This is a genomic window from Robertmurraya mangrovi, from assembly GCF_034427655.1.
GTDB lineage: Bacteria > Bacillota > Bacilli > Bacillales > Cytobacillaceae > Robertmurraya_A > Robertmurraya_A mangrovi.
Genome location: NZ_JAXOFX010000001.1, coordinates 606,027 through 618,104 on the forward strand (window position 1 = coordinate 606,027; position 12,078 = coordinate 618,104).

The window sequence follows — 12,078 nt, forward strand, 5'->3', positions numbered from 1 at the left end:
AGTCCCGTGAGGCTGAGAAGGAAACGGATAATAGCAAGGGGATAATTGTACCCTTTTGCACCCGAGCCCTCTCATCCCATGATGAGAGGGTTTTTTGTTAAGAAAGTATAAGCTTTTGGAGTTAGACAGCTGTCTAGCTCCAGCGCCTAGCCCTTGTCGGGGCTGATCAAGGCGCTTGCGCTTTTCTTAATGAACCGTTTCCCACTTTTTAGAAGAAGGGGTGGAAAATCATGTCGCAAAAGGCAATTGTTCTTGATGAGCAAGCAATAAGAAGAGCTCTAACTAGAATAGCCCATGAAATTATTGAGAAAAATAAAGGTATAGAGGGTTGCGTTATCGTAGGAATTCGAACTCGTGGGATTTACTTAGCCGAAAGATTAGCCCAACGAATTGAGCAAATTGAAGGCAAAAAAGTCTCAGTAGGCGAACTAGACATTACTTTATACCGTGATGATTTAACAAAGAAGACGGCAGACCATGAACCGCTAGTTAAAGGTTCTAATATCGCGAAAGATATTACGAATCAAAAAGTCATTCTTGTTGATGATGTTCTTTACACAGGCAGAACAGTAAGAGCAGCATTAGATGCCTTAATTGATATCGGAAGACCAGCTTCAATCCAATTAGCGGTGCTAATTGACAGAGGTCACCGAGAATTGCCAATAAGAGCAGATTATGTAGGTAAAAACATACCTACTTCAAGTTCAGAAAAAATCGTCGTAGAATTAGAAGAAGAAGACGGCGTAGATCAAGTTAGCATTTTTGAAAATTAAATAGTAACCCTTTTAAATAAAGTCCAGAGAGGCTTTCAAGGGGGATGGAAAGCAAGATATCAGCATTTTGCTTTATATAACCCTACCCTCTTTGTGTCTTTTTCAAAGAGGGTTTTTCTGTAAAGACAACAATAATGACACATTAAAAGGAGCACACAAATGAGCAGACCTATTTTAGACGTAAAAGATGTACCATCACCAAGTCAGTGGATTACCCTTAGCTTACAGCACTTATTCGCAATGTTCGGAGCAACGATCTTAGTACCTTATCTAGTTGGACTAAGTCCAGCAATCGCACTAATCTCAAGTGGTCTTGGGACAATAGCATTCTTAATCATAACAAAGTTTCAAGTACCGGCTTACCTAGGTTCTTCCTTCGCTTTCATCGCTCCAATTATAGCGGCAAAAGCTGCTGGTGGACCAGGAGCTGCCATGATTGGAAGTTTTATGGCAGGTTTGGTTTACGGAATTGTTGCATTAATTATCAAAAAAGCAGGCTACCGTTGGATCATGAATTTACTGCCTCCAATTGTAACAGGTCCAGTTATCATCGTAATTGGATTAGCTCTTGCAGGTGTAGCAGTCGATATGGCCATGAATAACCCGGCAACACAGGAATATAGTTTATTACATTTCTCAGCAGGTCTAATCACATTAGCAGCAACTGTAATCTTCTCCATTTATGTTAAAAAAGGAATGTTAAGCTTAGTACCTATCTTAGCTGGAATTATCGTAGGTTATGTCTACTCACTAGCAATCGGAATTGTAGACTTCTCTTTAGTGGCAAAGGCTAGTTGGTTTGAAATGCCGGAATTTTTAGTACCATTTGCAGACTACGAAGTAAGAATAACACTAGATATCGTTCTTTTAATGGTACCAGTAGCAATCGTAACTTTATCTGAACACATTGGTCACCAATTAGTATTAAGTAAGGTTGTAGGACGTGATTACATTAAGGAACCAGGCTTACACCGCTCAATCCTTGGTGACGGAATGGCTACAATGATCTCTGCGTTAATTGGTGGACCTCCAAAAACAACTTATGGAGAAAATATCGGTGTACTTGCCATTACTCGAGTATACAGTGTATATGTCCTTGCAGGAGCAGCAGTTATCGCAACTATCTTCGGGTTTATCGGAAAAGTAACAGCGTTAATTAGCTCGATTCCAACACCAGTTATGGGAGGGGTATCCATCCTACTTTTCGGAATCATCGCTTCATCTGGTCTACGTATGTTAGTGGATAGCAAGATTGATTTCGGAGACAAACGTAACTTAGTAATCTCTTCTGTAATCTTAGTAATTGGAATCGGTGGAGCGTTTATCAAGGTATCAGAAAGCTTCCAAATTCAAGGAATGGCTCTGGCAGCACTTTTAGGAGTAATCCTTAACCTTATTCTACCTGGTAAAGAAACAGCAGGTGAAATGTTTATAGAAGAAAAGAAAGATGATGTAGCTTAATACCACCTTTTAAAGGAAGTCCAGAGAGGCTAAGAAGGGTGTTGAAAGTCAAGTCATTACGGGTAAAGTATACCCTTAAAATGACAAGCTTTTAACTAATCAGCACCCTGACCAAAGTAGTCAGGGTGCTTTTTGCATAAGAGATTAAAGTTTCAGGGATTTGGGGGAATCGTTGTGAAGCACTTATTGACCACATCAGAATTATCAATATCTGAAATCGAACAAATACTTTCAGAGGCTCGAGGCTTTAAAGCTGGTGAAAGTTGGTTACCGCATAACCAGACCTTCGTTGCAAACTTATTTTTTGAACCAAGTACTAGAACAAAGTGCAGTTTTGAAGTAGCAGAAAGGAAATTAGGCTTAGAGGTTATTCCTTTTGAAGTGGCAACTTCTAGCGTACTTAAAGGAGAAACTTTGTATGATACGATTCGCACTTTAGAATCAGTTGGTGTAAATGCGGTAGTGATTCGACACAATATTGATAATTATTTTGACGAATTAGTAGGGAAAACAAACATCCCGATTTTAAATGCAGGAGATGGTTGTGGACATCATCCTACACAGTCTTTATTGGATTTAATGACCATTCAAGAGGAATTTGAGACGTTTCAAGGAATCAAGGTAGCTATCATCGGTGACATTCGCCATAGCAGAGTCGCCAGGTCAAATGCAGATGCGCTTGTAAGGCTTGGAGCTGAAGTTGTGTTTTCAGGACCACAAGAGTGGTTTGATGAATCTATGCGTCAAAATGGTCATTACGAAAATATTGATACAGCGATTGAAACTTCAGATGTGGTTATGCTCTTAAGAATACAACACGAAAGACATAGTGACTCAGATAAACATACTGCCGAAGAGTACCACAGACAATACGGGTTAACTATTGATCGAGAAAAGAAAATGAAGCCAAATAGCATTATTATGCATCCTGCACCCGTAAATCGAGATGTAGAAATTGATGGTAGATTAGTAGAATGCGAGCGTTCAAGAATCTTTAAACAAATGGAAAATGGTGTTTACGTAAGAATGGCTGTGTTAAAAAGAGCACTAGATCAATATCAAGGAGGAGTTAATAATGTCAATGATTATCAAAAACGGTTACTTGCTTACTGAGAATGGTGATTTGGAAAAAAACGATATCTTCATTCAAGATGGAGTCATCCAAGAAATCGCAGAGAGTATTCAAAGTGAGGCGACTGAAACGATTGACGCTGAGGGTTTATTAATTGCTCCAGGCTTTATTGATCTTCACGTACATTTACGTGAACCAGGTGGAGAAAAAAAGGAAACAATTGAAACAGGAACTCTTGCTGCAGCTAAAGGTGGCTTCACAACGATTGCTGCCATGCCAAATACTCGCCCGGTACCAGATACGAAGGAACAGCTTGAATGGTTAAATAAAAGAATTGAAGAAACTGCAGCGGTTAAGGTACTTCCATATGCTTCAATCACCATTAGGGAACTTGGTCAGGAGTTAACTGATTTTGATGCATTAAAGAGTGCAGGTGCATTTGCTTTTACTGATGATGGAGTAGGAGTTCAATCTGCTGCCATGATGCTAAATGCAATGAAAAATGCTTCAAAGATAAACATGCCAATTGTTGCACACTGTGAAGAAAATACTCTCATTAATAAAGGTTCTGTTCATGAAGGAACATTCTCCAAAGAAAACGGCTTAAATGGTATTCCTTCTGTATGTGAATCTGTACATATAGCAAGGGATGTTCTGCTTGCTGAAGCGGCTGACTGTCACTACCATGTTTGTCACATTAGTACAAAAGAGTCTGTGAGAGTGGTAAGAGATGCAAAACGTGCTGGAATTAAAGTTACAGCCGAGGTTACACCACACCATCTGCTTCTATGCGATGAAGATATCCCTGGTTTAGATACAAACTATAAAATGAATCCTCCACTAAGAGGGAGTGCTGATCGAGATGCGCTAATCGAGGGATTACTAGATGGGACGATTGATTTTATCGCAACGGACCATGCGCCTCATATGGCAGAGGAAAAAGAAGAAGGAATGCAGCTAGCTCCATTTGGAATTGTTGGACTAGAAACAGCTTTCCCACTTCTTTATACACACTTTGTTGAAAAAGGAATTCTAACTTTAAAACAATTAATCGACTTCTTAACAGTAAAACCAGCAGAAACATTTAGTTTAAAATCTGGAAAAATTGAAATAGGTGCTCATGCAGATATCGTGTTATTAGATCTAAAACATAAAGAGTCAATTGACCCTAATCAGTTTTTATCAAAAGGCAGAAATACTCCGTTTGCTGGTTGGGAATGCAAAGGCTGGCCGGTAACAACATTGGTTGATGGAAAAATAGCTTGGAGTAAAGGGAGCGTTGAAGTATGAAAAAACAATTAATTCTTGAAGATGGAACGGTGTTTGTTGGTGAAGGTTTCGGTAGTAATAGCCCTTCCATTGGTGAAGTCGTTTTCAATACAGGTATGACAGGTTATCAAGAGATTTTATCTGACCCATCTTACTGTGGTCAAATCGTAACATTAACTTATCCATTAATTGGGAACTATGGAATCAACCGAGATGATTTTGAATCTATTACTCCAGCTATTAGTGGTTTTATCGTAAAAGAAGCAGCAGATTTTCCTTCTAACTGGAGAAGTGAAACGTCTTTAGATGAGTACTTTAAAATTAAAAACATCCCTGGTATTGCGGGAATTGATACGAGGAAGTTAACGAGAATTATTCGTCAGTACGGAACACTTAAAGGTGCTATCTGTAATATGGAAGAAAACGTTGATTCTGTCATTGAAAAGTTAAGAGCCACTCACTTAAGAAATGACCAAGTGAAACAAGTATCAACCAAAACGCCTTATCCAAGTCCTGGACGAGGAAATAGAGTGGTACTAGTAGATTTCGGTATGAAACATGGTATTTTAAGAGAATTAAATAAACGTGATTGTGATGTAATTGTTGTTCCTTATAACACGACTGCAGAAGAAATCCTAAACTTAAGCCCAGATGGTGTCATGCTTTCTAACGGACCTGGGGATCCAAAGGATGTACCTGAGGCAATTACGATGATACAAGGATTGTTAGGCAAGGTGCCATTATTCGGAATCTGTTTAGGTCACCAATTATTTGCCCTAGCTTGTGGAGCTAATACAGAAAAGATGAAGTTCGGACATAGAGGATCAAACCATCCAGTTAAAGACTTAACAACAGGTAAAGTGGCTCTTACTTCACAAAATCATGGCTATGCTGTTGAGCCTGATTCTATTGTCGGAACAAAGCTAGAAGTAACTCATATTGCCTTAAATGATGGAACAATTGAAGGATTAAAGCATAAAGATGTACCTGCGTTCACGGTACAATATCACCCTGAAGCATCACCAGGACCAGAGGATGCGAACCATTTATTTGAACGATTTTTACAAATGATTGAATCTAAGAAACAGGAAGGTGCTTATACATGCCAAAGCGTACAGATATAAATAGTATTTTAGTAATCGGATCAGGACCTATCGTTATCGGGCAAGCAGCTGAGTTTGATTATGCTGGTACTCAAGCTTGTATCGCACTTAAAGAAGAGGGTTACCGTGTAATTCTAGTAAACTCCAATCCTGCAACAATTATGACAGATACAGAGATTGCGGATGCAGTCTATATTGAACCACTTACTCTTGAATTTGTGAGCCGAATCATTCGTAAAGAGCGTCCAGATGCATTAGTGCCAACGTTAGGTGGGCAAACGGGCCTAAACTTAGCTGTAGAATTAGCAAAATCAGGTGTATTAGAAGAATGTGGTGTTGAAATTTTAGGAACGAAATTATCCGCTATTGAACAGGCAGAAGATCGTGATTTATTCAGAACATTAATGAACGATTTAAACGAGCCAGTACCTGAAAGTGAAATTATCCATAACTTAGAAGAAGCCTATAAATTTGTTGAAGTGGTAGGTTACCCAGTTATCGTTCGTCCTGCCTTTACTCTAGGTGGAACTGGTGGAGGAATTTGTCACGATGAAGAAGAACTAATCGAAATCGTGACAAGTGGGTTGAAAAACAGCCCAGTAACTCAGTGTTTACTTGAAAAGAGTATCGCTGGTTTTAAAGAGATAGAATACGAGGTAATGAGAGACTCAAACGACAATGCGATTGTAGTTTGTAACATGGAAAATATCGACCCAGTTGGAGTTCACACAGGAGATTCAATTGTAGTGGCACCAAGTATGACTTTAAGTGACCGTGAATACCAACTGTTAAGAAATACATCATTAAAAATCATCCGCGCATTAGGAATTGAAGGTGGCTGTAACGTTCAGTTAGCTCTAGATCCATATAGCTTTAATTACTACATTATCGAAGTGAATCCAAGGGTAAGCCGCTCATCAGCACTTGCTTCAAAAGCAACTGGTTATCCAATTGCGAAATTAGCGGCTAAAATTGCGGTTGGTTTAACGCTGGATGAAATGATGAATCCTGTTACAGGGAAAACTTATGCATGTTTTGAACCAGCACTAGATTATATCGTTACGAAAATTCCACGCTGGCCATTTGATAAGTTTGAATCTGCTAATCGTTCATTAGGAACACAAATGAAAGCAACGGGTGAAGTCATGGCGATTGGGCGTACGTTTGAAGAGTCATTATTAAAAGCCATTCGCTCACTTGAAGCAAACGTATTCCACTTAGCACTAAATGATGCTGACGAGATTGATAATGAGCTTTTAGAAAAACGTATTAGAAAAGCTGGAGATGAGAGATTATTCTACATTGGTGAAGCATTAAGACGTGGAGTAACAATCGAAACGATTCACGAATGGAGCCAGATTGACTTATTCTTCCTTAATAAAATGGCTAGAATTATCACATTTGAAAAGGCTTTGGCTACAGTACCTTTTGATGCTGAAATGGGTAGAAAAGCAAAAGAAATGGGCTTTGCAGATTCTGTACTTGCAGAACTATGGAATGCTACAGAAATCGAAGTATACAACTGGAGAAAAGAGCAAAATATTATCCCAGTTTATAAAATGGTTGACACGTGTGCAGCTGAGTTCGAATCAGAAACTCCTTATTTCTACGGAACATATGAAGATGAAAACGAATCAATCGTAACAGACAGAAAAAGTGTGGTTGTACTTGGTTCAGGTCCAATCCGTATTGGTCAAGGAATTGAGTTTGATTACTCTACTGTACATGCTGTATGGGCGATCAGAGAAGCAGGCTATGAAGCAATTATCATCAATAATAACCCAGAAACGGTTTCCACTGACTTCAGTATTTCTGACAAACTATACTTTGAGCCGTTAACGATTGAAGATGTTATGCACATTATCGACCTTGAAAAGCCTGAAGGAGTAGTGGTTCAATTTGGTGGTCAAACAGCGATCAACTTAGCTTCTAAGTTAGTAGAACGCGGTGTGAAAATTCTTGGAACAAGCTTAGAGGATTTAGATCGTGCAGAAAATCGTGATAAGTTTGAACATGCCTTAACAAATTTAAACATTCCACAACCTAAAGGTAAAACGGCTTTATCCGTTGAAGAAGCGATTGAAATTGCTACGGAGATTGGCTACCCAGTACTAGTAAGACCATCATACGTACTTGGTGGAAGAGCGATGGAGATTGTTTATAAAGAAGAAGAGCTTTTACACTACATGAAAAATGCGGTTAAAGTAAATCCAGAGCATCCTGTTCTAATTGACCGCTATTTAACAGGTAAAGAAATTGAAGTAGATGCGATTTGTGATGGCGAAACGGTTGTGATCCCAGGAATCATGGAACACATCGAGCGCGCTGGTGTTCACTCTGGTGACTCGATTGCTGTCTATCCGCCACAAAGTATTTCTAACGTATTAAGAGAAAAATTAGTAGACTACACAATGAAACTGGCTAAGGGCTTAGGAATTGTTGGGCTATTAAATATCCAATATGTAGTGGCAAAAGAAGAAGTCTATGTACTTGAAGTAAATCCTCGCTCAAGTCGTACTGTACCGTTCTTAAGTAAAATTACAAACGTGCCGATGGCGAAAATAGCAACAAAAGTGATCCTAGGTCAGTCCCTAAAACAACAAGGATATGAGTCAGGCTTAGTTCCAGAAAAATCAGGTGTATACGTAAAAGTACCGGTGTTCTCTTTTGCTAAGCTAAGAAGAGTAGATATCACATTAGGTCCAGAAATGAAATCTACTGGTGAAGTAATGGGGAAAGACTCAACACTTGAAAAAGCTTTATATAAAGGATTAGTAGCATCAGGTATGAAGATTCCTAACTTCGGTACGGTGTTAATGACAGTTGCAGATAAAGACAAAGAAGAAGCTCTACAACTGGCACAAAGATTCGTGTCGATTGGCTACAGATTAATGGCAACTAGCGGAACGGCACAATTCTTACAAGATGCTGGTATTCCAGTAAAGGTAGTAGACAAAATTGGGTCAGAAGGCCCTAACTTAATTGATGTGATTAGAAATGGAGAAGCACAATTTATTCTAAACACTTTCTCTAAAGGAAAACAACCTGCACGTGATGGCTTTAGAATTAGAAGAGAATCAGTTGAAAATGGTATCCCATGCTTAACATCTCTTGATACGGCTGAAGCGATTTTAAGAGTACTAGAATCAATGAACTTCTCTGCTGAGGCGATGGATAAACAGGTTGAAAAACGGGAGGCGGTCTTATCGTGATCAAAAACGAACTTTGTACCATCATCTCTCAAAAAGAAATCGCTGAAAATATTTATGAGCTCACCCTACAAGGTGAGCTCGTTCAAAGTATGAATGAACCTGGCCAATTTGTTCACATCAAAGTGAGTAACGGTTTTGATCCACTGTTAAGAAGACCGATTAGTATTGCGAATATTGATCAGTTTAATAACCAGTTTACGATGATTTACCGAAAAGAGGGTCACGGAACAACATTATTATCGGAAAAATTAGCTGGCCAAACGGTAGACGTTTTAGGTCCACTAGGAAATGGTTTCCCAGTTGAAGCGATTAAAAGTGGAGAAACCGCACTTTTAGTAGGTGGGGGAATTGGAGTACCACCTTTATATGAATTATCACAGAGATTAGTAGAACGTGGTGTGAAGGTTATTCATGTACTAGGTTTCCAATCAAAAGCAGCTGTGTTTTACGAAGAAGCTTTTGCTAGGTTAGGAGATACTTTTGTCGCTACAGTAGATGGAACTCACGGAACAAAAGGATTTGTTACGAATGTAATTGAAAATAACAACCTAGACTTTGATGTTTTATACACTTGTGGTCCAACTCCTATGTTAAGAGCATTAGAGCAAGGATACTCTCATAAAAAGGTGTATTTATCACTAGAAGAACGTATGGGTTGTGGAATTGGAGCTTGTTTTGCATGTGTTTGTCATACAGGTGATGATCCTACAGGATATACGTATAAAAAAGTATGTAGTGATGGTCCAGTATTTAAAGCAGGGGAGGTTGTCATATGAACCGATTGCAAGTAGAGCTACCAGGTTTAAATCTAAAAAATCCAATTATGCCAGCTTCAGGTTGCTTTGGATTTGGTAGAGAATACAGTCAATTTTATGACCTAAGTACGTTAGGTGCCATTATGATTAAAGCAACAACCGTCGAGCCACGTTTCGGAAATCCAACGCCAAGGGTTGCTGAGACTTCAGCGGGTATGTTAAATGCAATCGGCTTGCAAAATCCTGGACTTGATAAAGTAATTAATGAAGAGCTTACATGGTTAGAACAATTTGATGTACCTATTATAGCCAACGTTGCAGGATCTTTAGAAGAAGACTACGTTCAAGTGGCAAAGGAAATCTCTAAATCACCAAATGTTCACGCTCTAGAATTGAACATTTCTTGCCCAAATGTAAAAACAGGTGGAATCGCTTTTGGTACCATTCCTGAAATTGCAAAGGGTTTAACGAAGAAAGTAAAGGCCGTTTCAGACGTACCCGTTTATGTTAAGCTTTCACCTAATGTTTCTAACATCGTTGAAATGGCAAAAGCGGTTGAAGCAGGTGGTGCAGATGGATTAACAATGATTAACACGTTAATTGGTATGCGAATTGATTTAAAGACGGGTGTACCTGTATTAGCAAATAAAACAGGTGGATTATCTGGTCCGGCCATCAAACCAGTGGCTATTCGAATGATTCACGAGGTTAGCCAACATGTTTCTCTACCAATCATAGGAATGGGTGGGGTTCAGTCTGCAGAAGATGTGATTGAATTTTTCTACGCTGGAGCAAGTGCAGTTGCTGTAGGAACAGCCAACTTTGTCGATCCTCTCATCTGTCCTAAAATTATTGAGGAATTACCTGAATTGTTAACTGAGTTAGGCTTTGATCATATTTCGGAATGTACGGGAAGGAGCTGGAATAAACGTGAAAAACTCGCTCATAGTCGCGCTTGATTTTGCAAATAAACAAGAAGTTCATCAATTTTTAGAACCGTTCGGTAATGAACAACTTTTTGTAAAAGTAGGAATGGAGCTCTTTTATCAAGAAGGTCCAAGTATCGTGTATGAATTAAAGGAGAAAAACCACCAAGTATTCTTAGATTTGAAGCTACATGACATTCCGAATACAGTGGGAAGTGCGATGAGAGGGTTAGCGAAACTAGGCGTTGATCTTGTCAATGTTCACGCTGCAGGTGGGAAAGACATGATGATGGCTGCTCTTGAAGGATTAGAAGTAGGAACGCCTGCTGGATTTGTAAGGCCAAAATGTATTGCTGTAACGCAACTCACTAGCACATCTGAAGAGCAAATGAATAGAGAGCAATTAATTAATGTGTCACTAGAACAGTCTGTGCTGCATTATGCAAGTTTAGCAAACTCTGCAGGGTTAGATGGTGTTGTTTGTTCTTCACATGAAGCTAGTATAATCCGTGAACAAGTTGGAGCAGACTTTTTAACAGTCACACCTGGTATTCGTTTAGCATCTGATGAAGTCCAAGACCAAAAAAGAGTAGCAACGCCTGAGTTTGCACGTGGGGCCGGAGTATCAGCGATTGTAGTTGGCCGTTCAATTACAAGAGCAGAGGATTCAGTACAAAGTTATCATCAATATAAACAAGCATGGGAGGGCGTATTAAAATGAAACGTTTAATAGCTGAGAGATTACTAGAAATCGAGGCTGTTGCCTTACAACCAAATGATCCTTTTACGTGGGCATCAGGAATACAGTCCCCTATTTATTGTGACAATCGCTTAACACTGTCTTTTCCTCAAGTTAGAAAAGAAATTGCAAACGGCTTAAAAGACATCATATTAGATAAGTTTCCTGGAACGGAAGTGGTGGCGGGTACAGCTACTGCAGGAATTCCACATGCAGCATGGGTTAGTGAACTGTTAGACTTACCAATGTGCTATGTTCGATCAAAAGCAAAAGGACATGGTAAAGGGAATCAAATTGAAGGTAAAGCTTTAGAAGGCCAAAAGGTTGTGGTTGTAGAAGATTTGATTTCTACAGGAGGAAGCGTCATTACGGCTGTTGAAGCTTTAAGAGAAGCTGGCTGCGATGTACTTGGAGTTGTCTCCATTTTTACATATGAGCTAGAAAAAGGAAAAGAATTACTAGCTGATGCTAACATTACTTCTTATTCATTAACGGATTTCTCTACACTATCTGAAGTGGCAAAAGATAAAGGCTATGTTAAGCAAGAAGATATGGCAAAATTAGATGAGTGGAAAAAAGATCCTGCTTCATGGGGGAAAGTAAATAGTTAAATAGGATAAGATAGTGGCATTTAGCTGCTATCTTTTTCTTGTGTGCCAGGCATGGCAATTATCTAGGTGGTGAAAGTCCACTGTGGGGGTACACATCGACCAACCACTAAGGAAGCGCAAGGTACTTATCGTGAGATAAGGGCTGGAGGAAGCGTGG

The 12,078-nt window shown here is 39.3% G+C and carries 10 protein-coding genes; all 10 read left to right on the forward strand.

All coding sequences use genetic code 11. From position 1 onward, the window contains the following. Positions 1 to 230: 230 nt before the first annotated feature. The 10 genes from pyrR (at position 231) to pyrE (ending at position 11,921) form a co-directional block, all read left to right on the forward strand. Positions 231 to 773: a bifunctional pyr operon transcriptional regulator/uracil phosphoribosyltransferase PyrR gene (gene pyrR / locus SM124_RS03055; protein ID WP_322445014.1), complete on the forward strand. Its 543-nt coding sequence runs from the start codon at positions 231 to 233 to the stop codon at positions 771 to 773. A 159-nt stretch (positions 774 to 932) separates the two neighbouring features. Further along, the gene (locus tag SM124_RS03060) at positions 933 to 2,234 is read left to right on the forward strand and encodes a solute carrier family 23 protein (protein WP_322445015.1); all 1,302 of its coding nucleotides are present in this window, start codon (positions 933 to 935) and stop codon (positions 2,232 to 2,234) included. A 174-nt stretch (positions 2,235 to 2,408) separates the two neighbouring features. Then, positions 2,409 to 3,347, forward strand: a complete 939-nt coding sequence (locus SM124_RS03065; RefSeq protein ID WP_322445016.1) for an aspartate carbamoyltransferase catalytic subunit — start codon at positions 2,409 to 2,411, stop codon at positions 3,345 to 3,347. Beyond that, a complete protein-coding gene (gene pyrC, locus SM124_RS03070) occupies positions 3,310 to 4,596 on the forward strand; it encodes a dihydroorotase (RefSeq protein WP_322445017.1) in 1,287 nt (428 codons plus the stop codon). The genes SM124_RS03065 and pyrC overlap by 38 nt, the downstream gene beginning before the upstream one ends. Then, positions 4,593 to 5,699 carry a carbamoyl phosphate synthase small subunit gene (locus SM124_RS03075; RefSeq protein WP_322445018.1) on the forward strand — a complete coding sequence of 369 codons (1,107 nt, stop codon included), beginning with the start codon at positions 4,593 to 4,595 and terminating at the stop codon, positions 5,697 to 5,699. Before pyrC ends, SM124_RS03075 begins: the two co-directional genes overlap by 4 nt. Continuing rightward, positions 5,678 to 8,890, forward strand: coding sequence for a carbamoyl-phosphate synthase large subunit (gene carB, locus SM124_RS03080; RefSeq protein ID WP_322445019.1), 3,213 nt, complete (start codon positions 5,678 to 5,680; stop codon positions 8,888 to 8,890). Before SM124_RS03075 ends, carB begins: the two co-directional genes overlap by 22 nt. Beyond that, on the forward strand, positions 8,887 to 9,666 hold the full coding sequence (locus SM124_RS03085; protein WP_322445020.1) for a dihydroorotate dehydrogenase electron transfer subunit: 780 nt from the start codon (positions 8,887 to 8,889) through the stop codon (positions 9,664 to 9,666). The genes carB and SM124_RS03085 overlap by 4 nt, the downstream gene beginning before the upstream one ends. After that, positions 9,663 to 10,604 carry a dihydroorotate dehydrogenase gene (locus SM124_RS03090; RefSeq protein WP_322445021.1) on the forward strand — a complete coding sequence of 314 codons (942 nt, stop codon included), beginning with the start codon at positions 9,663 to 9,665 and terminating at the stop codon, positions 10,602 to 10,604. Before SM124_RS03085 ends, SM124_RS03090 begins: the two co-directional genes overlap by 4 nt. Further along, positions 10,576 to 11,292, forward strand: a complete 717-nt coding sequence (gene pyrF, locus SM124_RS03095) for an orotidine-5'-phosphate decarboxylase (RefSeq protein WP_322445022.1) — start codon at positions 10,576 to 10,578, stop codon at positions 11,290 to 11,292. The genes SM124_RS03090 and pyrF overlap by 29 nt, the downstream gene beginning before the upstream one ends. Further along, a complete protein-coding gene (gene pyrE, locus SM124_RS03100) occupies positions 11,289 to 11,921 on the forward strand; it encodes an orotate phosphoribosyltransferase (RefSeq protein WP_322445023.1) in 633 nt (210 codons plus the stop codon). The genes pyrF and pyrE overlap by 4 nt, the downstream gene beginning before the upstream one ends. The last annotated feature ends 157 nt before the right edge of the window (positions 11,922 to 12,078 follow it).

Excerpts from the sequence above, each read along its gene's own strand:
- pyrR (WP_322445014.1), top strand. The coding sequence starts at position 231 with ATGTCGCAAAAGGCAATTGTTCTTGATGAGCAAGCAATAAGAAGAGCT.
- pyrE (WP_322445023.1), top strand. The coding sequence starts at position 11,289 with ATGAAACGTTTAATAGCTGAGAGATTACTAGAAATCGAGGCTGTTGCC.
- carB (WP_322445019.1), top strand. The coding sequence starts at position 5,678 with ATGCCAAAGCGTACAGATATAAATAGTATTTTAGTAATCGGATCAGGA.
- SM124_RS03075 (WP_322445018.1), top strand. The coding sequence starts at position 4,593 with ATGAAAAAACAATTAATTCTTGAAGATGGAACGGTGTTTGTTGGTGAA.
- SM124_RS03090 (WP_322445021.1), top strand. The coding sequence starts at position 9,663 with ATGAACCGATTGCAAGTAGAGCTACCAGGTTTAAATCTAAAAAATCCA.
- SM124_RS03060 (WP_322445015.1), top strand. The coding sequence starts at position 933 with ATGAGCAGACCTATTTTAGACGTAAAAGATGTACCATCACCAAGTCAG.
- pyrC (WP_322445017.1), top strand. The coding sequence starts at position 3,310 with ATGTCAATGATTATCAAAAACGGTTACTTGCTTACTGAGAATGGTGAT.